Source organism: Bradyrhizobium sp. RDI18 (assembly GCF_043203335.1).
Classification (GTDB): domain Bacteria; phylum Pseudomonadota; class Alphaproteobacteria; order Rhizobiales; family Xanthobacteraceae; genus Bradyrhizobium; species Bradyrhizobium retamae.
Map to the genome: position 1 here is coordinate 5,788,785 of NZ_JBICRN010000008.1, position 20,987 is coordinate 5,809,771.

Below are 20,987 nucleotides of genomic sequence, written 5' to 3' on the forward strand. Positions count from 1 at the left end.
TCGGCTATGGGGTGTGGGTGCCGCCGCGAGTCGCACCCTTCGTATGGAGAGAGCCCCACCCGCATCGCATCTCCGATGCGATGCGACCTCCCCGCAAGCGGGAGAGGTGAAGCGATACACTGACTTGATTCACCCACCCAATCCGGGATCAGCCCACTGCTCGATTTGCGCCGGTCCTACGACCTGCTTCGGCTGATGCGGATTCAGCGTGCCGGCGCTGGCAGACCAGCCCTTGGCCAAAATTTGCATTGCAAACAGCTTGGCGTCGATTTCAGACTTGAAGGTGCGGGTCGAGCGAGCCGTGCTCTCCGCAGTATCGTCCGTCGTGTCCGGACCAAAAGTCACGTACCAAATATCGCTCTGTTTCATGCCGACATAACGCGCGTGACATAAAAAAGTTCACTTCGCAGGTGCAGTTGACCGGCGCGCGGATTTGCGGCTCGTCACATCGGACAATCGTGGATAGGCTGTTGAGCGGCCTGCGCCGCAAAACCCGGGGGCTTCACATGCAGATTTCCAACGAAGGCATTCTCGTCATTCTGTTTGTCGGCCTGGTGGCCGGCTGGCTCGCCGGCAAGATCGTGCGCGGCACCGGCTTTGGCATCATCGGCGATATTCTCGTGGGCATCGCCGGCGCGCTGCTTGCGAGCCTGCTGTTTCCCAAGCTCGGCATCCGTCTCGGCACCGGGCTGGTGTCGGAGATCGTCTACTCCACCATCGGCGCCGTCATACTGCTCTTGATCGTCCGGCTGTTGCGGACCGGCGGGCGGCTCTAGCGCGGCGTTATTTCGCGCGGCCGCCGCACCTGCGATCCAACGCAGGAGGGCCGTGCCTTGATCAGCGGCGACATGCCGAGCAGCACGCCAAGCCCTGTTCGGCAACCTCAAGCATCGCTGCCGGCGGACTGGACCGACGGCATCGCCCATTCCGCCCGCCTGCCGCCCGAATGGGTCGGCGTTCGCGCGCAAGCCCGATGGGCAGCCGGCGGGCGGGCTGGGCGCCGGAACCGGCGTCCTGCTCGATACCAACGGCGAGATCGGCGGGGTGTCGATCTCGGTGATTCTGGTGCCGTTTCCACAGCCAGCCAAGCCCGTACCCGTGGTGGGGCCGGCGCCGGCGTCAAATTAGCTGCCCCAAAACCCGCCAACCTCCCCCTCTACCCCCTTCATGGGGGTGAACTGGATTGAGGTTAACGTGACTTAAATAGACGGTGTCCGAAAACATCGGTAAAAGCTGCACGTCACCTGATCCTTTTGAAGAGACACGCATTTATGGCAGCCGCTCCCGGCGTCCGGCGTTCCGAGCTTGGTGAGGCGCTGCGCGCCTGCCGCAACGCCTTTATCGGCGTTGGCGTCATGAGTTGCATGATCAATTTGCTGTACCTCACCGGCTCGATTTTCATGCTGGAGGTCTACGACCGCGTGCTGCCGAGCCGCAGCGTGCCCACCCTGGTCGGCCTCGTCATTCTCGCCGCCGGCCTCTACATCGCCCAGGGCGGTCTCGACCTGATCCGCGGCCGCATTCTCGGCCGCATCGGAACCGCGCTCGACGAAGCCATCAATGCGCGCGTGTTCGAAACCGTGGTGCGGCTGCCGTTGATGGTCGGCTCCCGCAACGAAGGCCTGCAGCCCTTGCGCGATCTCGACAATGTCAGGTCGTTCCTCGGCAGCATGGGGCCGGGCGCATTCTTCGATCTGCCGTGGCTGCCGTTCTATCTGGCGATCTGCTTTCTGTTCCACTGGCTGCTCGGCGTCACCGCGCTGGTCGGCGCCGTCATTCTGGTGGCGCTGACGCTGATCACCGAGTTCCTGTCGCGCACGCCGGCGAAGGAGGCGATGACGCTGGCCGCGCGGCGCAGCGATCTCGCCGCCACCAGCCGGCGCAACGCCGAAGTGCTGGTGGCGATGGGCATGTCCGGACGGCTGATGAAGCGCTGGAGCGAGGCCAACGAGACCTATCTGGCGGGCAATCAACGCGCCAGCGACATCGCCGGCGGCCTCGGCGCGGTCGCCAAGGTCCTGCGCATGATGCTGCAATCGGCGGTGCTCGCGGTCGGCGCCTACCTCGTGATCCATCAGGAAGCCACCGCCGGCATCATCATCGCGGGTTCGATCCTGGCCGCGCGGGCGCTGGCACCGGTCGATCTCGCCATCGCCCACTGGAAAGGTTTTGTCGCCGCGCGCCAGAGCTGGCATCGCCTGTCAAAACTCCTGCAGCAAATGCCGCCGGCAAATGAACAGACGCTGTTGCAGGCGCCCACGAAGCGGCTGTCGGTCGAGGCGGTCAGTATCGTGCCGCCGGGCGACCAGCGCGTCATCGTGCAGGACGTCAGCTTCGCCGTCGAGGCCGGGTCCGGCGTCGGCGTCATCGGTCCGAGCGGTTCCGGCAAGTCGTCGCTGGTGCGCGCGCTGGTCGGCGTCTGGACGCCCGCCCGCGGCAAGGTGCGGCTCGACGGCGCGGCGCTCGACCAATGGTCGTCAGACGTGCTCGGCCGCCACATCGGCTATCTGCCGCAGGACGTCGAATTATTCGCCGGCACCGTAGCGCAGAACATCTGCCGCTTCGACCCCGAGGCGAAATCGGAGGCGATCATTGCCGCCGCCAAGGACGCCGGCGTGCACGAGATGATCATCAAGATGCGCGAGGGCTACGATACCCAGATCGGCGAGCAGGGGGCTGCTCTCTCCGCCGGTCAGGCGCAGCGCGTGGCGCTGGCGCGCGCGCTCTATGGCAATCCGTTCCTGATCGTGCTTGACGAGCCGAACTCCAATCTCGACAGCGAGGGCGACGAGGCGCTGACCCGCGCCGTGCGCGCCGCCCGCGAGCGCGGCGCCATCGTGGTCGTGGTGGCGCACCGGCCGATCGGCATCGAGGCCGTCGATCAATTGCTGGTCCTGAAGGACGGCCGCATGCAGGCGTTCGGTCCCAAGGAAACCGTGCTCGGCCAGGTGCTGCAGCGCGTCCCGTCGCCGCCGCCGCCGATCAAGATCGTGTCCGAAGCGGGAGCTGCGAAAAAATCATGACCGCGGACCTGAAAGGCGCGCGCCGCTCGATACGCTCGCATCTCATCGTAGGTCTGGCGCTGATGCTGGTCATTGCCGGCGGGTTCGGCGGCTGGGCCTCGACGGTGCAGATCTCGGGCGCGCTGATCGCGCCGGGTTCGGTGGTGGTCGATTCCAACGTCAAGAAGGTTCAGCACCCGACCGGCGGCGTGGTCGGCGAGGTCAGGGTGCGCGACGGCGACGTGGTCAAGGCGGGCGACGTCGTGGTGCGGCTCGACGAGACCGTGGTCAAGGCAAGCCTTGCCATCGTCGTCAAGACGCTGAACGGCTTGTGGGCGCGGGCGGCGCGGCTGGAGGCCGAGCAGCGCGGCCTCGACAAGATCAAGTTCCCGCCGCAGCTCTCCGATCGCGCCGACGACCCTGACGTCCGCGACATCATCGCGAGCGAAACCAAACTGTTCGAGGTTCGCGTGTTCGGGCGCGCGGGGCAGAAATCGCAATTGCGCGAGCGCGTGGCCCAGCTCAACGAAGAGATCGCCGGCCTCACCGCACAAGAACAGGCCAAGGAAAAGGAAATCGCGCTGGTCGAGAAAGAGCTCATCGGCGTCCGCCAGCTCTACGAGCAGCGCCTGATCCAGATCTCGCGCCTGACGGTTTTGGAGCGCGATCTCGCCCGCCTATCTGGCGAGCGTGCGCAATACATCGCCGCGCGTGCGCAGGCGAGGGGCAAGATCACCGAAACCGAACTGCAGATCATTCAGGTCGACAAGGACGTCGTCAGCGAAGTCTCCAAGGACCTGCGCGAGACCAATGACAAGATCGGCGAGTTCGTCGAGCGCAAGGTCACCGCGGAGGATCAACTGCGTCGCATCGACATCCGCGCGCCGCAGGACGGCGTCGTGCTGCAGTCTACCGTGCATACCGTCGGCGGCGTCATCACCGCGGGCGACGCCATCATGATGATCGTGCCGAAAGCCGACGATCTCTCGGTCGAGGCCAAGGTCAATCCGCAGGACATCGACAAGCTGCAGATCGGCCAGAAGACGCTGCTCAGGCTCTCCGCCTTCAACCAGCGTACCACGCCGGAACTCAACGGCGTGGTGACCCGCGTCTCCGCCGACGTCACCACCGACCAGCGCACCGGCCAGAGCTACTACACCATCCGCGTCTCGATGCCGCCGGACGAAGTAGCTCGCCTCGGCGAGGTCAAGATCATCCCCGGCATGCCGGTGGAAGCCTTCGTGCAAACCGGCGACCGAACCATGTTCTCCTATCTGATGAAGCCGTTCAGCGACCAACTGATGCGCTCGTTCCGGGAGAGGTGAGGGTTGTCGCGTAGGTTCTGTCGTCCCTGCGAACGCAGGGACCCATAACCACCGGGTTTGGTTGTTGAGCCGAAGCCGTCGAACAGCGTGTCTCAAAAAATCGCCTCGCGTATGGGTCCCTGCGTTCGCAGGGACGACGTCTCACCTGGACAAACTCTCCAACAGCAGATTCAACGCCGTCTTGGCAAACGCCTGCATATTTGCCTGCCGGTCGGCGCTGCCGGTTTCCAGTGTGAACACTTCGCTTTGCGGACCCGCTACTGCCATGCAGCTATGGCCCGCGGCATCGCCGTAGCGGTTGCCGGTTGGTCCCGTTGCGCCAGTTTCCGACAATCCCCAGTCGGTCGCGAAGCGTTGGCGGACTTGGGCGGCGAGCAATTTCGCGTATGGTTCAGACGCCGAGCGGATGCCCTTCATTGCCTCGTCCGGAATATCCATCAGCAGCCGACGCGCGTCGCGGGTATAGACCACGGCGCCGCCGAGGAAATAGGCCGATGCGCCCGGCACCGATAACAGCGCCGCCGAGATCAGCCCGCCTGTAGAGGATTCCGCCACCGAAATCGTCTGTTTCCGCGCGATCAGTTGGATCGCGATCTTTTCGGCGATCGTAACAAGCTCTTTCATTTCAACTCCTGCGCGCACGCCATTTGACAGTCATGTCCTCCTAGCACAGGAGGTTCACGTTTGCCGAGTTGCGGCACGCGAGCCGCCCTGATTGAATGCCTCAAACAACCGCGTCGACGCGGCCATACGAGGAAACACCATGACGTCGCCGATAGCGGGTGGCGTGGACTGCGACCTGCATCCCGCCGTTCCGCATCTGACCAGCCTGTTGCCCTACATGAACGACTACTGGCGCGACCAGGTGACGACGCGCGGCATGACCGATCTGGTCTCGCAATCCTATCCCACCCATTCGCCGATCTCGTCGCGGCCGGACTGGCGGCCGGCGCAGGGCAAGCCGGGCGCCGATCTGGCCGACATGCAGAAGCAGGCGCTCGACCGGTTCGGCGTTCGTTTCGGCATCTGCAATCCGCTCTACGGCGTGCAGATGGTGTTCTCCGAGGACATGCAGGACGCGTTCTGCCGCGCGCTGAACGACTGGCTGGCCAAAGAATGGCTCGACAAGGACGATCGGCTGCGCGGCTCGATCGTGATCCCGACCCAAAGCGTCGAGAAGTCGGTCGCGGAGATCGAACGCTGCGCTGAGGATAAGCGCTTCGTCCAGGTGCTGATGCTGGTCATGGGCGACCTGCCGCTCGGAAAACGCGCCTACTGGCCGATCTACGCCGCCGCCGAACGGCTGGGCTTGGCCGTCGGCATCCATGCCGGCAGCGCCTATCACAACCCGCCGACCTCGATCGGTTGGGGCTCCTATCACATCGAGGACTATGTAGCCCAAGCGACCGCGTTCCAGACCCAACTCAGCAGCCTGATCGTGGAGGGCGTGTTCGCCCGCCATCCGAACCTGAAAATGGTGATGCTGGAATCAGGCTTCACCTGGTTGCCGGCCTATCTCTGGCGGCTGCACAAATTCTGGCGCGGCATCCGGATGGAAACGCCGTGGGTCGATCGCGCGCCGCTGGAGATTGTGCGCAGCAACATCCGCTTCTCGCTGCAGCCGGTAGATGCGCCGCCGGATCCCGCAACCCTGAACCGCCTGTTTGACCATATGCAGTCGGACGAATTGCTCCTATTCTCGACCGACTATCCGCACTGGCAATTCGACGGCGACGAGGCGCTGCCGCCGGGATTGTCGTCCGATCTGGTGCGCAAGATCATGATCGATAATCCGCTCGCGACCTACGGCCGGTTGGAACTTGCGAAGGAGGCGACGCCATGAACGTCCAGTTCCGTGACCGTCCGGATCCGTCAGCGTCTGTCAGCGTCAAATCAGCGATTGCCGATTGCGACATCCATCCGGCGCGCGCCACCAAGGACGAGCTTTTTCCGTTCATGGCAATGCGTTGGCATTCGCATCTCGAAACCTACGGCATCCAGCCCTATCACGGCATGATGGAGGGCCCGCCCTATCCGAAGGCGCAGCCCAACGCCTCGCGCCGCGATGCCTGGCCGCCGGAAGGCGGGCCACAGGGCTCCTCCCTGTCCTTCATGCAGAAGCAGCTTCTCGATCCCTACAATGTCGCACTCGGAGTGCTCAATCCGCTTGCCACCGGGCAGGGCCTGCGCAACCAGGATCTGGCGGGCGCGATCTGCTCCGCGATCAACGACTGGCAGATCGAGAAATGGACCAGCAAGGACATGCGTCTGAAGGCGTCGATCGTCGTCGCCAATGAGGACGGCATCTCCGCTGCCGCGGAGATCCGCAAGCGCGCGGGCGATCCGAATTTTGTGCAGGTGCTGCTGCTCTCGCGCAATGTCGAGCCGCTCGGCCAGCGCCGCTACTGGCCGGTCTATGAGGCGGCGCAGGAGATCGGGCTGCCGGTCGGTGTCCACGCTTTCGGCTTTGGCGGCAATCCGCTCACGCCGTCCGGCTGGCCGAGCTTCTACATCGAGGAGATGGTCGGCCATGCGCAATGCCAGCAGACCGCGCTGGCGAGCCTCGTGCTCGAAGGCGTGTTCGAGCGCTACCCAAAGCTGAAGATGGTGATGATCGAGGCCGGCTTCGGCTGGGCGCCGTCGCTGGCGTGGCGGCTCGACAAGACCTTTGAGAAGCTGCACAGCGAGGTGCCGCATCTGAAGCGGAAACCGTCGGAATATATTCGCGACCATATCTGGTGGACCACGCAGCCGATGGAAGATCCGGAGCGCCGCGATCACCTGTTCCAGACGATCGAATGGATCGGTTGGGACAGACTGTTGTTCGCCACCGATTACCCGCATTGGGACTTTGATGAGCCGTCGCGCGTGTTGCCGGCCGGCGTCAGCGAAGCCAACCGCGACGCGTTCTATCTCGGCAACGCCAAGAAGCTGTACGGAATTTCTTGATGGTTCGGCACGTCATTGCCCCGGTGGACGAATTGCCGCCGGGGACACGAAAATTCCTCGACATCGACGGCCGGCCGATCGCGATTTTCAACGTCAAGGGCGAGTTCTTCGGCCTGCTGAACCGCTGCCCGCACCAGGGCGCGGCCTTGTGCGAGGGCCCGTTGATTGGCCTCGCGCAATCCTCCAACCCCGGCGAGATCGAGTATACAAAACTCGGCGAAATCATCCGCTGTCCCTGGCACGGCTGGGAATTCGACATCCGCACCGGCCAGTCCTATTGCGACCCGAAACGCTTCCGCGCCCGCGCCTACCCGGTCAATGTCGAGCCGGGATCGGCCGTGGTGAAGGGCCCGTATGTGGCAGAGACCCTCAAGGTGTCGGTCGAGAGCGATTATGTCGTGGTCGATTTGTAGCGGCCGTCATTCCGGCGCGTCGAAGGCGCGAACCTGGACGTGCACGTCCGGAAATCCCAAGATGACTATTCCGGTCTCGGCGGCGTTCAACGATTTTCGGCGAGCTGCGCGATCAACCCGCGGGCTGCTTCAATAAGTTCGTGGACCACATCTGCCGCAGGCTTCATCGCCTGCACCAAGCCGACGCTTTGTCCCGCAAGAAAATCCATCGACTCGAGGTCGCCGGAAGCGTCTGGCGTTGGCGGAAATCCCATGAAACGCAAGAGCGGGACCGGCTGACCTCCGATCTTTGTCTCACCAATGCGCGGTTCATCGGAGCGCTGCTCGGCGCCACGGGTCAGCACTATGTTGGTTGCGGGTTCGGGCGCTGCAAAATCCCATCCCTCTCAGTGGGGCAGGGTCGACGCCAAGGCATTCAGCAACCGGCCAACGGACCACGCTCTGCCGTTGCAGTTCATTGCAGTATCCCGGCAGAGGCTGGGGTTCAAACCGTCCTGGGCGAAGTGGCCAGGCAAGGAGCCGTGCGTTAACGGCCCATGGTTGCAATGCACAAGTCGGATGCCGCACATCGCGTCATTCGCTGCGCTGCAAGCCGGTGCGACGTGACGCTTCCTGAGGCTGATCAGCGAACCGGTCGGCCGCGATCGTCTCGAGCACCTGCAATCCACGCTCAACTGACTGATGAGTTCCCCTCCGCGGCGGTTCTTCAGCCACGGACAATGCTCTGGTCCGCATCTTTCTCGGAGCATTGACCGGCCGTGGAACGGAGTTCGCCTTGGCGGAATTTACCCTCGCGGTGGTCATCGCGCTGTTTCACAGTAGGGGAAAGCAAGCTCAACCTGATTTCATTTGGTTTAAGCATCGGCCTCGGCGGCAAACCATCGTCAGAATGGCCGCCGCAAGAAAAAGACGGGAGGCACGGGCGGCACGCCGGCATGAAGCCGCAGGGAGGATGTGATGAAAAATTTGGCCGTAGTCACGTGTGCTGCGCTCGGCCTGTGGGCGCTCGGCTATTCGAATGTTTTGGCTCAGGCACCGAAAACATTCGCGCTAAAATTCAATCACGTGCTTGGCCCGAAGGAGCCATACCACGACGGCTTCCTGAAGTGGGCCAAAGCCGTCGAGCAGCGCACCAATGGCGGTCTCAAGATCGAAGTCTTCCATTCCGCGCAACTGGGTCTTGAGGAAGACATCATCGAGCAGATCAGGCAGGGAGCCAATATCGGCCAGAACACCGACGCCGCGCGTATGGGAAACTATGTTCCCGGCATCGCCGTGATGAACGGACCATATTTCGTCGAGACGCTGGAAGAAGTTGCCAAGCTGCGCAAAGCGCCGACCGTCGCAAAATGGCAGGAAGAACTTGCGACCAAGTTCGGGCTCAAGGTGGTGTCTTTCAACTGGGTGCAAGGCTATCGACATTTCTTTACGAACAAGCCGATAAAGACGCCGGATGATCTGAAAGGCCTGCGCATCCGCACGCCGCCGGCGCCAATTTGGCAAGAGTCGATACGCGCGCTTGGTGCCGTGCCGGTAGCGATGGCATTCGGCGAGATGTACCCGGGACTGCAGCAGCGGGCGATCGATGGTGTCGAGCTGGTTTACAACAACATTCCGGGTGGCCGCTTCTACGAGGTGCTTAAAGTCGCGAATGAGACAAGGCACATCATGCTGATCAACTTCGAAGTCGTCAGCGCCAAATGGTTCGACAGCCTGCCGAAGGAGTATCAGGACGCGCTGGTGGAAGAGGCCGATCGAGCCGGAGAGGAGACATCGCGTCAGATCCTGAGGCTGGAGGCCGAAGTCGAGCAGCAATTGAAGTCTCGCGGCATGACGATCAACAAGGATGTCGATCTCGCCGCTTTCCGGAGGGCCGGCGACAAAGCGTTCGAGGTCCTGAAGATCACCGACGCCAAGAACGCGGTGCATAAGGAAATCGGCAAGTAGGTTCCGCCAAATGCAGAAAGTCTACCAGCGTGTATGCGCCGCCGAGGCATGGATCGCCTCCGTGTTTCTCATCGTGATGGTAATCCTTATCTTTCTTGGCGGCGTCATGCGGATGCTGGGCCATCCGATCAACTGGTCGACGGATGTTTCGACCGCCCTGTTCGCTTGGGCCTGCTTTCTGTGCGCCGACATTGCCTGGCGGAAGAATAGCATGATGGCCATCGAAGTTTTCGCCAGTCGCCTGCCGGACAAGCTCCAGGCGGCGCTGCGTATGGTGAACTACGCATTGATCGCCGCATTCCTGTTTTACCTCCTCGTGATGGGCGCCTATTTATCGTGGATCAGTCGGGTACGCAGCTTCCAGGGCATTCCGGAAGTCAGCTACTCCTGGGTCACAATGAGCTTGCCGGTCGGCGCGGCGCTGCTGATCATGACAACCGCGCTCAAGATCCGCGCAGAACTCCGCGGCGAGCGCGTCGAATATCGCGCCGTCGACGTCATATGATCCGACGCGCATAGCCATGCTGATCGTAATCATTGCGTTCACGGTACTGATGCTGATCGGAATGCCAGTTGCCTTCGCGATTGGAATTGCCGGCGCGCTGTTCTTCATCCAGCATCCGGAACTGCCGGCAACAATCCCGATACAGGTAACAGTAACCGAGACGCAGAATTTCGCGCTGCTTGCGGTTCCGCTTTTTATCCTCGCCGGCAATTTTCTCAACAACTCCGGCATCACGACCAACCTGCTCAAGCTGGCCACGGTGCTGACAGGAAGGATGCACGGCAGTCTGGCGCAGACCTCTATTGCACTCTCAACGCTGATGAGCGGGGTGACGGGATCCTCGATTGCCGACGCCGCCATGAATGCCCGCATCATCGGTTTGCAGATGCTCAAGCGCGGCTATGCCCGCGGCTATGCGGCCGGCGTGATTTCGTACGGTTCTCTGCTGGCGCCAATCATTCCCCCCGGGATTGGTTTCATACTGTATGGCACAGTCGGCCAGGTCTCGATCGGACGGCTGTTTGCCGCCGGCATTATTCCGGGCTTCATGCTGTGGGCAGCTCTCGCCGTTGCGATAGCCATCACCGCTCGCCGCCGCGGCTACGGGCCGGAACGCGAGACGCGGGCGACTGGGCGTGAAATCCTGCTGGCGTCGTGGGGTAGCATCTGGGCGATCCTGTTTCCTATCATGCTGTTGGCGGGATTGCGTTACGGCATCTTCACGCCATCGGAGATTGGAGCTTTCGCGGTCATCTATGCGGTGGCGGTGGGGTTCTTCGCATACCGGATGCTGACGTTCGCGGGTTTCCGCGAAGCCATCGAGGGCAGCCTGGTCGATGTCGGGGCCGTGATGTTCCTGCTCGCGCTCTCGGCGATCTTTGGTTACGGCATCGTATTTGAGCGAATACCCGAGGTGATTTCGGATTGGATGCTGGGTGTGACGGAAAACGCGCACGTTGTAATGGTGCTCATCGTGCTCTTCATCCTGATCGCCGGCACCTTCATGGAGGGCTCGGTACTCATCATCATGCTGACGCCCATCTTCCTTCCGCTGGTGACGAAGTACGGGATTGATCCGGTCCATTTCGGGCTCGTGTTCATTATTGCTGCCACGATCGGAAACTACACGCCGCCCGTCGGCGCCGCCATGTTCGTCGCCTGCCAGGTGCTGCGTTGTCCCATCAGTGAGTACACCCGGGACTCGACGCCGTTCTTGATCTCCGTCACCGTGGTGACTTTGATACTGATCTTTGTCCCCTCACTGGTCTTGCTTGTCCCTGATATGATCTTCGGTGCCGATTTGCGATGAGATCGAACGGACGGTCGCTCCTGGCACATCGCGTCATTTCGCTGGCGCGTGTCACTTGCAAACACGCTCGGCGTGCAAAGCTGGGTCCTGCGGGCGTGCCTATTGGCTTCCCTGTGCTGCCGGGGAGTGATAGCGTTCCGACCGAACCCACTCATCTGGGGGAACTTTCACATGAGTGGGTGCGCTTACATTGCTGTTTCCGACGGATCTGACCTCGTTCCTCGACCTCATACGCCAGCACGGCGATGTGGCCTACAGCCTGATGTTTGCCTATGCGGCCTCGCATAGCCTGCTGCTTGCGCTATTTGCGGGCTACGCGGCGCATTCGGGCGTGTTGGGTCTTGGCAAGCTCATCGTGGTCTGCTGGTTCGGCAGCTTCGCCGGCGACGTCATTCGCTTCTGGATCGGGCGGCGCTATGGCGCCCGCTTGCTCGATCGGTTTCCGCGGTTCGAGCGGCCCGTGCAGACCGTTGTTCGCTTGACGGACCGCCATTATCTCTGGATGATCCTGTTTCACCGCTTCCCGCATGGCATCCGCGGCCTCGCGGGCTTTGCTTACGGGATATCGCGGCTGCCCTGGTCCACTTTCCTTGCAATCAACTTCGTCGCGGCGGGCTTTTGGTCCGGAGCCGTTGTCTCGGCCGGCTATGCCTTCGGTCAATTCTCGGAGGCGTCCATCAACAACGCCTCTTCGGGGCTGGGCATCGCGATGTTGGTCGCGTTCCTCGGCCTGTCCTGGTTGCTCAGCAGGAAGCTCGAACAGATCGCAGAGCGGTACTGAAGCAAGGTGCGCTCGCCTGTCGATGGGGCGTGCATATCGCCTCAGGCGCCGAGGAATCCCCGTCGCAGCAATCCGGCCAGCGCGCCGCGCAGCCTGGCTTCATTGGCGATGTTGCCGCGAGATGTGCTGAAAAGCCGAACTACCAGCCGCTGATATTGTTCGGCCGTCGGTTCAAGGCGCGCCAGCGCTGTCTCGCGGAATCGCGAAACCATGGATATGTCGGTCCATCCCAATCCTTCCAGATGAATCTGATATCGCCAGCCGGCAAGCTCGAGGGCGTTGCCGGCCGGACCCGAAAAGCGCACCGAGGTCGGTGACACCGCGAGCAGGCGACACGACAGGATTTTCCCTTCGCCCGACAGCCAGGCGGCCTCATCGGTTTCGAACATGTCGCCAGGACGGGGCAATTCGAAGCAGACGAGAAACGCGATGAAGGCGATCAGCATCGCGATGCCGGCCCACAGCAGATTGAAGAAGTCGAGCGAGGAAATCTCGCTGGCCGCATAGGGCGAGATGAACGCCCAGAGGATGCTGGCGGCAGAACTTGCGGAGATCAGTCCAAAGATCGCTGCAAGCTTCCAATGCACGCGTGGCGTCGAGCGGTCGCCGCCTTTGTCGGTGACCTTGAACGGGCGGCCGAACGGCTTGACGATAGCGCTCAAGAGCGTCGCGGTCACCGCAAAGCAGGTGACCGCGTGGGTGGCCTCCATGAATAACGGCAGCGTCCGCCCGCGCGAGATCCAGCCCATGTAGATGATTTGACCGAGCAGCGCCGGCACGCCGTAGCGCAGAAAGGTATGGTAGTCGGCTGCGAAGGCGGGCAGGCCGCCGAACCAGTAGATCGTCGGCGCGATCAGCAGCAACACCATGAATGGCTTGCTGAGCCAGTTCAGCATCCCGTGAAAATAGTGCCAGCGCTGGGTGAAGCTGAAGCCGCGGCCGAATAGCGGGCCATTGCGGAGCAGAGCGACCTGTATGGTGCCAAGGCACCAGCGAGCGCGCTGGGTGATGTATTCGGGGATGCCTTCGGCCGAAAGCCCGAAGCTGAGCGGTTCGTTCAGCCACCAGGTACGGTAGCCGCGCGCGAGCATCGTGTAAGTGAGATTGATGTCTTCCGAAATCGCTTGCTGCGGGAAGCCGCCGACCTCGTCAAGCCGGTCGCGGCGAACGACAAAGGAAGTGCCGACGCAAAACGCGCAGCCCCACGCATCCTTGGCCGGCTGAAAGACGTCGAAGAAGAAGCGTTGATCATCGACCCAGCTCTTGCCGGAGAGCAGATTGTGCTGGATCGGGTCGGCGTTATGGTAAAACTGCGGCGTCTGCACGATCGCAACTTCCGGATCGGACAACAGCAGGCCGACCGTGCGTTTCAAAAAATCCTGCCGTGGGGCAAAATCGGCGTCGAGCACCAGGATGACGGGCGCATTGGTCTCGCGCGCGGTCGCCATCAGCCCGTTATTGAGATTGCCGGCCTTGGCGCCGTTGTTGTCTGGTCGCGTCACATGACGCGCACCGACTTTTTCGCAATACTCCCGTAGCCAGTCGCGCCTGGTGTCGTCGAGCACCCAGACCGTCGCATTGGGATAGTCGAGCGCCAGCGCGCTGAGGATCGATCGTTCGAGGATTTCGAGCGGCTCGTCATAGGTGCAGATGAAGATATCGACGGCGGGGAAGTCACGCGATCTCGATAGTTCACGTTGCGCCGCGTCGGCCTGCGCGGAGCGATCCGTGGTGCGGAACAGGATGGCGATCGAGATCAGCGTGTAGAGAATGGCAAGAAATTCAAACGAGATGAACAGCCGCGGCCACAGGCTTTCGGCCGATAGCGCAAACGGCGGCAACGTATCGTTCCATCGCCAGAGCCCATAGAGGATCAGAAGGGCTGAAGTCGTGATGCCGAACAGGATACGGTCCTTGGCATGAAGCGGATCCAGCAGTCGCGCCATCACCAGAAGCCCAAGGAGGATTCCCATATCCATGGTGAGGATCGATAGGTCATCGCCGGCGCTCGGGAACATCATCGTATCTTTTCCCCGGTGAACGGATTCCAACCCGTTTCGGCCAGCGCCGCCCATGCGGTCGCGCCGAGGTGCGGGCGGCGGTAGTAGAAGAAGTCGGGCACGGTGCCGGTGGGATCGATCGACAACCCCGTCGTCAGTCGCGCGGTGCGTGCGGCGTTGAGCAGGCCGGAGCGCGTTTGGTCGGCTTTCAAATTGGCCAGCAGCCGATCGCTTTGCGGTGTGTTGCCGCTGATCCGGTAGGCCAATGCCGCCTGCGCTGTTCCTTCGACCCAGATGCCGTCGCGGTCGCCGTTGAAATCGAAACCGCCATCCACCGCCAGGTGTGTTTGCGCGAAATCAAGCGTGCTTCGCCACGCCGCAGGCGCATCCGGCACGGCCATCCATGGCCAAAGCTGAGCGTCGAGCGCGAGCAGGCCTTCATCCGCAAGACTGCCGTCGGGCTTTGTGCCGAGCAGGAAGTGATTTCCGCGGAAGGTACGGTCGAGCAGCCGCCGGGCCCGCCCGGCCGCGTCGGCGTATTTTGGCTCGCCGGTCAGGCGTAACAACCAGCTCGCGGCGGCGTGGACGTCGGCATTGTGCTCGGTCGACATCCAGGTGAGCGTGACCTGCTGCGGATCGTAGCCATGAACGCCACCGCAGAACCCATCGCCGCAGGCGGTCGTGGTGATGACCCAATCGATCAGGCTTTTGGCGTCGGCGAGATACTGCCGATCGTGCGTCGCCTGGTGCAGAGTCAGCAGCGCCAAGGCCGCCCATGCAACGTTGCCGGTCGAGGTTCCGTCCTGCGCCGCATCCTCGGCCCAGATCCTGGCGTGCTCATCCCACCATCCCGGTAGATTCGGAGCCCCGTTGCCAACAGGGCCGGCGCGATAGGCGTTGCGCACCCGATGATCGTGAAAAGTCCGGTCGTTGCGGGCCGCCCGGCTCAATGCGTTACCGATCGGTTTGGCATCCGGCACGTTGCCGCAGGCGATCAGCGCAATGACGGCGAGCGCGTTGTCATAAACAAACGCCGTCGTGGCAATGCCCGCCGGCAGGTCTGCTTCGCCAGCGCCGGGTTCATAACTGCGGATGAAGACGGCGTCGGCTTCGCCGGTCAGCGGTGCCACCGCCCTGTTCAGCCCAGCGCAAAACGGGCCGCCGCTCTTTTCCGGCTGCTTGCTCGCAACCGGCGTCGAACCCAGGACCATTGCACATAACGCCATCCCGATCGCGTGCTTCATTGCGACACGAGTGTGCGAGTGCGGGACCACCAGTTTTCATGGGCCTTCGGCGCCTCGGGCTGGGCCATGCCGGCACGGCGTGTATCCGCATCGATCGGCTGGTTCTGCGCGGTCTCGCTGCCATCATCATGCGTCCACGAGGCCATGAGATTGCCGAGCCGCCGCCAGGTGACCGACATCGACGGCACCACGCCGTTGTCGCGCGTGACGGTGACCCACTGGCCGACCTGGCAGGCCGCAGCATCCGAAGCCTGCGTTTCCCGCACCGGCGCGCCAGCCTCGTTTGCGCCTTCAGGCGTAATGATCGCATAGAGCTCGCGCCGCTCGGTTTGCGGAAACGGTACGGCAAAGCGCTCATCGACCTTGTCGCTGGTCTTCGGCAACACCGCGCTGACGATTCCGGTGCGGAACGTGCTCCCGTCGATGCGGACACGGGTGCCGGGCATCATGTTCTGTCCTTGCCGGTACGAGAAAATGGCAACCACGAAGCGCTTGTCGCAATCAACGACGGAGCTGATGGTATCGCCGGCGTTGACGTGACGCCCCATCGCAGCGCCGATGGTCAGCACCTTGCCGGGACCGCGAGAGAGGACGTCGGCTCCTTCCAAGCTCGCAAGCCGCTTCTGCTCGGTGTCGATCAGGCGCTCCAGGTCGTTGAGGACGGCGGATTGCTGCCTTTCCTCGATCTCCATGCGCTGGGCGTCGAGATTGATGTCCCTGCGCTTTTGCGCCAGATTGTTGAGCACAACCAGTTCCTCTCCGACATAGACGCCCCCGTTCAAGGCATTGAGCTGCGCAATTTTTTGATTGAGTTTGGCGCGTTCCGCGTCCGCATTGTGCATGGCCGCGGCATATTGCTGCGTGGTCGGCCTGAGCATGTCCATACTCGCGGTATTGCGCGTCACCAGGTTGCTTTGCCGTTCCACCAAAACCTTCTTTTCGCCACTCTGGGCATTGGATTGCGACACGCGGGCGCGCAGCTCCTCGATCTGCGACTGGAACTGCATCTTGAGCTGCTCAGTTTGGCTGGCGAGTTCGGCCTCGAGGGAAGCAACATAGGCGCGGTCGGATGCGCCCTTTGCCCGCGTCGCGTCGAGCTTCTGGCGCGCATCGGATGATTTTTCTTCCAACGAGATTAGCGTGCTGCGATCGACCCTTGGATTGCTGATCTGCGCCAGTCTGTCGCCGTCGCGAACGTCGCGGCCGGGAAGCGCCGTCAGCGTGTCGATTTCGCCGCCGATCGGTGCGGTCAGCAGCGTCACCGGCGCGTTGACAACGGCGCGGTCGGATTGATCGGTGGTAATCGGCGGAGCCACGGCCGTCACCATCAACGCCGACAACAGCCCGGCGACACCGACGGCGGAAACTCTCAGGATGGTCGGGTGGCGCCGGGCTCTCGGTGGGAGGCCGCGGTCGAATCCGGAGGAACGTTCCGTCGCACCGGCGTTGAATGGATTGTTCATCAGCTCTCTCTCGGTTGGTGGCGCCCGAAAAAGCGCTTCCTCACGAACCGGCTCCGGTTCCTCCGGCGGCCTTGTTAATGCACTGCAAACAATGCAGGGCGCGATTGGTTCGGGTCAGTTCGGGAAAAAGCCGCAGAAACTTTCGGCCGAAATGCGCAGTGAACTCGCGTTTCCGCGATCACGTCTGCGACATCATCATCAACGAACGCCGCGCTCCCAACATCACCACTACCGCACGAGAGGTCTGTTCCCTCGCCCGCGCAAGGGGCCGCAAAGGGAGAGGGAGCCGACTGCCGACGTGGTGAGACGGCCCGCTCGCAGTGGCGTAGAAAGACGGCGACCTTACTCCGCCGTCCCCTGTGCCATCGCTCTTCGCTCCATCGCGTAGCGCACCAGTGCCGCGAAACGATAAATGCCATGGACGAACTTGCCATAGGGCATGGTGACGAACAGCGAAAACACCACGCCGAGGTGCAGCGCCAGCAGCGGTCCCATCACTGCCGTCTCGCGCAAAATCAGCAGTGCCATGCCCGTGAGACTCGTCAGGAACAGCATCGCGATGAACGCGACATCCATGCCGTAACGCGCTTCATCGACCAGGATGGAATCGCGCTTCCATCGTTCAGCGAGCAAACCGATCGGCCCGATCAACAGCCCGATGCCGCCGATCGTGCCGAGCACGACGGGCAGATCCCACCACGGATACGGCGCCTCGCGCGCCAGCAGATAGTGATAGAGCGTTGCGACGCAGGTCGAGGCAAAGCACAGCGCAAAACCGTAGAAGGTGAGGTGATGATAGAGCCGGCGGCGGTCGGTCGGACGGTCGTCGTCGTTGAAGCAGCCGACGCCGCCGCCGTCGAGATAGCGCAACTCGCCGGCGTCGCGGATGGCCTGCATCAGCGCGCGTGCATCGATCTTCATGCCGATGGGTTCGCCAATGTCGCGCCAGAAGGCGCGCACGCCCATCGCCAGCGCTGCGATAGCGTAAAGGAACGCCGCGCCGAACAGGGCTGCCATCGCATTGTGCGGCATCAATTTGTAGAACGCGCCCGGCCCGGTATGCGTGCCAAACAGCACCTGGCGATCGTGTAAAGCGGCGAAGCCGAAGATGAACGCGGCGACGCTGAGCGCGGCAACAACACTGATGACAAGTCCGTTGCGCGCGAACGTGCCCGCGAAGGCGCGTGGCCATGCATAGGCCGCATAAGATTCCGCGCGCGCCACCGCGAGCGTCCTCGGCACATTGACGTTGAATTCGTGTGGCGGCGAGAACTGGCAATCGGTGTAGCAGGCGCCGCAGGCGTGGCAGAGATTGGCGAGATAATTGAGATCGCCGTCGGAAAAGGCGCGGCGCATTTCCATCGCTGGAAACACTGCGCAGAGGCCCTCGCAATAGCGGCAGGAATTGCAGACCGTCATCAGGCGGTCGGCCTCCTCCAGAATCTTCGTTCCGTGCATGATGCGCTGCTTCCTGCCCTCGCGGCCAACCCGATTATTTCGTCAATCCCTTGCCCTCCAGCCACTTCTGAATCAGGGCGGCGACCTCGGCGTTGTTCTTGTCCATCATCACCATGTGCGAATTGCCCTTGATGCCTGCTTGCGGCAGATCGACGACATCGACGCTGCCGCCCGCCGCCTTGATCGCGTCCGCAAACGCAAGTCCGTTGGCGCGAATCTTCGGCCAGCGCGAATCCTTCTCGATGTAGTCGCCATAGACGATCAGCGTCGGAATGTTCTTCAGCACGTCGACCTTGGCGGGATCGCCGACGCCGGCCGGTTCGATCGCAATCAGTGCCTTGACCTTGTCGGGCCGCGCCTGCGCCACCTTGAAGCCGAAACTGCCGGCCTGGCTGTGGAACAGGATGACGGAAGGGCCAACGCGGTCGATCTCGGCGATATAGGCGGCGATGATCGCATCATCGGTGGTGGTCCAGCGCGGCACGTTCTGTTTGACGAAGTTCTCGTAGCCTTCGTTCGGAAACTGGCTGCCGGGCATCAGCTTCCGCTTGGCCGGATCGGGATTATAGGAGCCGACGCCGTCGCCGATCCGAAACCGCTCGAACGGATTGGCTGTCGTGAGGAATACCGGCTCGCTCTCGAAGATATCTGGATATTGCGCCCAGCCGGCGCGGCCGCGCTCGACCGCGTCGGAATTGTAGACGGCCCAGCCCTTGCGCAGAAAATAGTTCAGCCAGCCCTCGCGCCCATCGGGCGTCGTCTCGTAGGTGACGCCGGTCAGGCCGCCGCCATGCCACATCAGAAGTGGATAGGCGCCCTTTTCGTTCGCGGGCAGAAAATACTGCACATACATCTGCTCGACCTGATAGGTGCCGTTGGGATCGACTTTTGCCGGCACACCGCCGGGGGTGAAGGTCACTTCCTTCACCGGCTTGCCGGAAATTTCGACCAGCCGGCCGCCGACATGGAACGAACCCATGTCGCGTAGCGCGATCGGCTCGGCGGCGTGGGCCAGCGTCGCGTTCATCAGAACGACTGCAGCAGTGGTGATCGCAAGCCGCATCACAAGTCCTCCCTTCGTTGTTCTCTCCCTCTACCCGCCAAGGGCGGGGCGAGTGAACCGAGCGCGTGTCTAATTCCGCGCATTCTTCGCCGCTTCCCGTCCCGCGACCCGTCCGAACACGCTGCCGATGGTCATCCCGATACCGGCCGCATAGCCCTTGCCGAGTACGTTGCCGGCCATGATCTCGCCGGCCGCGAACATGTTGGCCGAAGGCTTGCCGTCCTTCATCACCATGCGCGCCTGCCGGTTCACACGGGTGCCGAGATAGGTGAAGGTGATGCCGGGCCGCACCGGATAGGCGAGGTAAGGCGGCGTCTCGATCCGGCGCGCCCAATGCGTCTTCGGCGGCGTGATGCCCTCAGTGTGGCAATCGTCGAGAATGCTGTGATCGAACGTGCCGGACCTAACCGCGGCGTTGAATTCGGCGATGGTCTTCTCCAGCGCCGCCGGATCGAGCTTGAGCTTGCCGGCGAGCTCGGCGATGCTGCCGCCCTCGATCGGGGGAAACAGCGTCGGCATAAAACTGTTGCGAACGGAGGCATCGAAGATGATGTAGGCGATCTGGTCCGGTTGCGCGGCCACCAACCGCCCCCAGATCGCGTAACGCTTCGGCCAGATATCCTCGCCCTCGTCGTAGAAGCGCTGGGCGTGCTTGTTGACGACGATGCCGAACACGACCGAGTCGTGGCGGGTGATGATGCCGCCGTCGAATTTCGGTGCGCGAGCGTCAATCGCAACCGCATGGCATTGGGTCGGATCGCCGATATCCTGCACGCCATTGTCGAGCAGAATTTTCAGGATCGAGCCGCGATTATAGGGAGTGCCGCGGATCAGGAAATTATCCGCCGCCTCGCCCCAATATTCCTTCAGCCATTCGATATTGGCTTCAAAACCGCCGGCAGCCGCGACCAGCGCGGAAGCGCGGATTTCGGTCGTGCCGTCGATCGGCTGCTTCAGCTTCGCCGACAGAAACATGCCGTGTTCGATATCGAGGTCGATCACCTCGGCATCGTAGACGATTTCGACGCCGAGCTTTTCCGCGGTGAGATAGAGCGCGTTCAGCATCGCGCGTCCGCCGCCAAGGAAGAACGAGTTGGTGCGGCCCAGGCTCAGCGTGCCGCCGAGCGAGGGTTGCCAGCGCACGCCCTGTTCGACGATCCAGTTCAGAATGTCCTTGGACTCCCTGATCATGAATTTCGCCAGTTCCTCGTCGGTCTGACCGCCGGTCAGCCGCAACAGATCGTCCCAGAACTCCTCTTCCGTGTACGGCCCGGTGAGAATGTCGGTCGCGGCATCGTGCGCGCAGCGCATGTTGCGGGTGTGGCGGGTGTTGCCGCCGCGATAGAACTTCGGAGCGCCTTCCAGCACCAGCACGGAAGCACCGGCGCGCCGGGCGCTGATGGCGGCGCAGAGAGCAGCGTTGCCGCCGCCGATTACCAGCACATCGAACTTGATTGTCAAATCGGCCATGCGCTCTTGTTGTCGTTGTTGGCCTCAAAAATCAAACCGGCGCTCGGCCAGGCAAATC

At 62.5% G+C, this 20,987-nt stretch carries 19 protein-coding genes; 10 read left to right on the forward strand and 9 right to left on the reverse strand.

From position 1 onward, the window contains the following. Positions 1 to 129 precede the first annotated feature (129 nt). Positions 130 to 369 (reverse strand): hypothetical protein, encoded by a 240-nt coding sequence (locus tag ACFXS9_RS36965; protein ID WP_392698065.1) that lies wholly within the window; start codon positions 367 to 369, stop codon positions 130 to 132. A gap of 137 nt (positions 370 to 506) precedes the next feature. Between ACFXS9_RS36965 and ACFXS9_RS36970 the strand changes: the two genes are divergently transcribed. The 3 genes from ACFXS9_RS36970 to ACFXS9_RS36980 all read left to right on the forward strand — a co-directional run bounded on the left by ACFXS9_RS36970 (position 507) and on the right by ACFXS9_RS36980 (position 4,327). Next, entirely contained in the window at positions 507 to 776 is a 270-nt protein-coding gene (locus ACFXS9_RS36970; protein ID WP_247517114.1) for a GlsB/YeaQ/YmgE family stress response membrane protein, read from the forward strand. A 495-nt stretch (positions 777 to 1,271) separates the two neighbouring features. Then, on the forward strand, positions 1,272 to 3,023 hold the full coding sequence (locus ACFXS9_RS36975) for a type I secretion system permease/ATPase (protein WP_392698068.1): 1,752 nt from the start codon (positions 1,272 to 1,274) through the stop codon (positions 3,021 to 3,023). Continuing rightward, positions 3,020 to 4,327: an HlyD family type I secretion periplasmic adaptor subunit gene (locus ACFXS9_RS36980; RefSeq protein WP_392698071.1), complete on the forward strand. Its 1,308-nt coding sequence runs from the start codon at positions 3,020 to 3,022 to the stop codon at positions 4,325 to 4,327. Before ACFXS9_RS36975 ends, ACFXS9_RS36980 begins: the two co-directional genes overlap by 4 nt. A 141-nt stretch (positions 4,328 to 4,468) precedes the next feature. Here ACFXS9_RS36980 and ACFXS9_RS36985 read toward each other — a convergent pair whose 3' ends face one another. Further along, positions 4,469 to 4,951 (reverse strand): CinA family protein, encoded by a 483-nt coding sequence (locus ACFXS9_RS36985; RefSeq protein ID WP_392698074.1) that lies wholly within the window; start codon positions 4,949 to 4,951, stop codon positions 4,469 to 4,471. A gap of 139 nt (positions 4,952 to 5,090) precedes the next feature. Here ACFXS9_RS36985 and ACFXS9_RS36990 point away from each other — a divergent pair, with 139 nt between their 5' ends. Genes ACFXS9_RS36990 through ACFXS9_RS37000 form a run of 3 tightly spaced genes read left to right on the forward strand, consistent with a single transcriptional unit; the run spans position 5,091 to position 7,689 of the window. Continuing rightward, complete coding sequence (locus tag ACFXS9_RS36990; RefSeq protein ID WP_392698077.1) at positions 5,091 to 6,170, forward strand: amidohydrolase family protein; 1,080 nt, start codon at positions 5,091 to 5,093, stop codon at positions 6,168 to 6,170. Beyond that, positions 6,167 to 7,276: an amidohydrolase family protein gene (locus ACFXS9_RS36995; RefSeq protein ID WP_392698080.1), complete on the forward strand. Its 1,110-nt coding sequence runs from the start codon at positions 6,167 to 6,169 to the stop codon at positions 7,274 to 7,276. Before ACFXS9_RS36990 ends, ACFXS9_RS36995 begins: the two co-directional genes overlap by 4 nt. Beyond that, a complete protein-coding gene (locus ACFXS9_RS37000) occupies positions 7,276 to 7,689 on the forward strand; it encodes a Rieske (2Fe-2S) protein (RefSeq protein ID WP_392698083.1) in 414 nt (137 codons plus the stop codon). The genes ACFXS9_RS36995 and ACFXS9_RS37000 overlap by 1 nt, the downstream gene beginning before the upstream one ends. A gap of 86 nt (positions 7,690 to 7,775) precedes the next feature. On the opposite strand, the gene ACFXS9_RS37005 is transcribed toward ACFXS9_RS37000, so the two are convergent. Further along, on the reverse strand, positions 7,776 to 7,898 hold the full coding sequence (locus ACFXS9_RS37005) for a hypothetical protein (RefSeq protein ID WP_392698086.1): 123 nt from the start codon (positions 7,896 to 7,898) through the stop codon (positions 7,776 to 7,778). Between the two features lie 748 nt (positions 7,899 to 8,646). On the opposite strand from ACFXS9_RS37005, the gene ACFXS9_RS37010 reads away from it, so the two are divergent. The 4 genes from ACFXS9_RS37010 to ACFXS9_RS37025 all read left to right on the forward strand — a co-directional run bounded on the left by ACFXS9_RS37010 (position 8,647) and on the right by ACFXS9_RS37025 (position 12,231). Beyond that, complete coding sequence (locus ACFXS9_RS37010; RefSeq protein ID WP_392698088.1) at positions 8,647 to 9,636, forward strand: C4-dicarboxylate TRAP transporter substrate-binding protein; 990 nt, start codon at positions 8,647 to 8,649, stop codon at positions 9,634 to 9,636. A gap of 10 nt (positions 9,637 to 9,646) precedes the next feature. Further along, positions 9,647 to 10,141, forward strand: coding sequence for a TRAP transporter small permease (locus ACFXS9_RS37015; RefSeq protein ID WP_392698091.1), 495 nt, complete (start codon positions 9,647 to 9,649; stop codon positions 10,139 to 10,141). Between the two features lie 16 nt (positions 10,142 to 10,157). Then, a complete protein-coding gene (locus ACFXS9_RS37020; RefSeq protein WP_392698094.1) occupies positions 10,158 to 11,450 on the forward strand; it encodes a TRAP transporter large permease in 1,293 nt (430 codons plus the stop codon). Positions 11,451 to 11,625: 175 nt separating this feature from the next. After that, positions 11,626 to 12,231, forward strand: a complete 606-nt coding sequence (locus ACFXS9_RS37025) for a DedA family protein (RefSeq protein WP_392698096.1) — start codon at positions 11,626 to 11,628, stop codon at positions 12,229 to 12,231. 41 nt (positions 12,232 to 12,272) lie between these two features. Here the strand turns inward: ACFXS9_RS37025 and ACFXS9_RS37030 are convergent, their stop codons facing one another. The 6 genes from ACFXS9_RS37030 to tcuA form a co-directional block, all read right to left on the reverse strand. Beyond that, entirely contained in the window at positions 12,273 to 14,249 is a 1,977-nt protein-coding gene (locus tag ACFXS9_RS37030) for a glycosyltransferase family 2 protein (RefSeq protein ID WP_392700208.1), read from the reverse strand. Then, positions 14,249 to 15,457, reverse strand: coding sequence for a hypothetical protein (locus ACFXS9_RS37035; RefSeq protein WP_392700210.1), 1,209 nt, complete (start codon positions 15,455 to 15,457; stop codon positions 14,249 to 14,251). Before ACFXS9_RS37035 ends, ACFXS9_RS37030 begins: the two co-directional genes overlap by 1 nt. 14 nt (positions 15,458 to 15,471) lie before the next feature. Further along, positions 15,472 to 16,938, reverse strand: coding sequence for an HlyD family secretion protein (locus ACFXS9_RS37040; RefSeq protein ID WP_392698099.1), 1,467 nt, complete (start codon positions 16,936 to 16,938; stop codon positions 15,472 to 15,474). Between the two features lie 342 nt (positions 16,939 to 17,280). Beyond that, complete coding sequence (tcuB, locus tag ACFXS9_RS37045; RefSeq protein WP_392698102.1) at positions 17,281 to 18,396, reverse strand: tricarballylate utilization 4Fe-4S protein TcuB; 1,116 nt, start codon at positions 18,394 to 18,396, stop codon at positions 17,281 to 17,283. Positions 18,397 to 18,430: 34 nt separating this feature from the next. Next, on the reverse strand, positions 18,431 to 19,462 hold the full coding sequence (locus tag ACFXS9_RS37050) for an esterase (RefSeq protein WP_392698106.1): 1,032 nt from the start codon (positions 19,460 to 19,462) through the stop codon (positions 18,431 to 18,433). Between the two features lie 66 nt (positions 19,463 to 19,528). After that, positions 19,529 to 20,920: an FAD-dependent tricarballylate dehydrogenase TcuA gene (gene tcuA, locus ACFXS9_RS37055; protein ID WP_392700212.1), complete on the reverse strand. Its 1,392-nt coding sequence runs from the start codon at positions 20,918 to 20,920 to the stop codon at positions 19,529 to 19,531. Positions 20,921 to 20,987 lie beyond the last annotated feature (67 nt).

What these genes read in the sequence shown, in the direction of transcription:
- ACFXS9_RS36965 (WP_392698065.1), bottom strand. Translation starts at nt 369, where the DNA reads ATGAAACAGAGCGATATTTGGTACGTGACTTTTGGTCCGGACACGACG.
- ACFXS9_RS36970 (WP_247517114.1), top strand. Translation starts at nt 507, where the DNA reads ATGCAGATTTCCAACGAAGGCATTCTCGTCATTCTGTTTGTCGGCCTG.
- ACFXS9_RS36975 (WP_392698068.1), top strand. Translation starts at nt 1,272, where the DNA reads ATGGCAGCCGCTCCCGGCGTCCGGCGTTCCGAGCTTGGTGAGGCGCTG.
- ACFXS9_RS36980 (WP_392698071.1), top strand. Translation starts at nt 3,020, where the DNA reads ATGACCGCGGACCTGAAAGGCGCGCGCCGCTCGATACGCTCGCATCTC.
- ACFXS9_RS36985 (WP_392698074.1), bottom strand. Translation starts at nt 4,951, where the DNA reads ATGAAAGAGCTTGTTACGATCGCCGAAAAGATCGCGATCCAACTGATC.
- ACFXS9_RS36990 (WP_392698077.1), top strand. Translation starts at nt 5,091, where the DNA reads ATGACGTCGCCGATAGCGGGTGGCGTGGACTGCGACCTGCATCCCGCC.
- ACFXS9_RS36995 (WP_392698080.1), top strand. Translation starts at nt 6,167, where the DNA reads ATGAACGTCCAGTTCCGTGACCGTCCGGATCCGTCAGCGTCTGTCAGC.
- ACFXS9_RS37000 (WP_392698083.1), top strand. Translation starts at nt 7,276, where the DNA reads ATGGTTCGGCACGTCATTGCCCCGGTGGACGAATTGCCGCCGGGGACA.
- ACFXS9_RS37005 (WP_392698086.1), bottom strand. Translation starts at nt 7,898, where the DNA reads ATGGATTTTCTTGCGGGACAAAGCGTCGGCTTGGTGCAGGCGATGAAG.
- ACFXS9_RS37010 (WP_392698088.1), top strand. Translation starts at nt 8,647, where the DNA reads ATGAAAAATTTGGCCGTAGTCACGTGTGCTGCGCTCGGCCTGTGGGCG.
- ACFXS9_RS37015 (WP_392698091.1), top strand. Translation starts at nt 9,647, where the DNA reads ATGCAGAAAGTCTACCAGCGTGTATGCGCCGCCGAGGCATGGATCGCC.
- ACFXS9_RS37020 (WP_392698094.1), top strand. Translation starts at nt 10,158, where the DNA reads ATGCTGATCGTAATCATTGCGTTCACGGTACTGATGCTGATCGGAATG.
- ACFXS9_RS37030 (WP_392700208.1), bottom strand. Translation starts at nt 14,249, where the DNA reads ATGTTCCCGAGCGCCGGCGATGACCTATCGATCCTCACCATGGATATG.
- ACFXS9_RS37035 (WP_392700210.1), bottom strand. Translation starts at nt 15,457, where the DNA reads ATGGCGTTATGTGCAATGGTCCTGGGTTCGACGCCGGTTGCGAGCAAG.
- ACFXS9_RS37040 (WP_392698099.1), bottom strand. Translation starts at nt 16,938, where the DNA reads ATGAACAATCCATTCAACGCCGGTGCGACGGAACGTTCCTCCGGATTC.
- tcuB (WP_392698102.1), bottom strand. Translation starts at nt 18,396, where the DNA reads ATGCACGGAACGAAGATTCTGGAGGAGGCCGACCGCCTGATGACGGTC.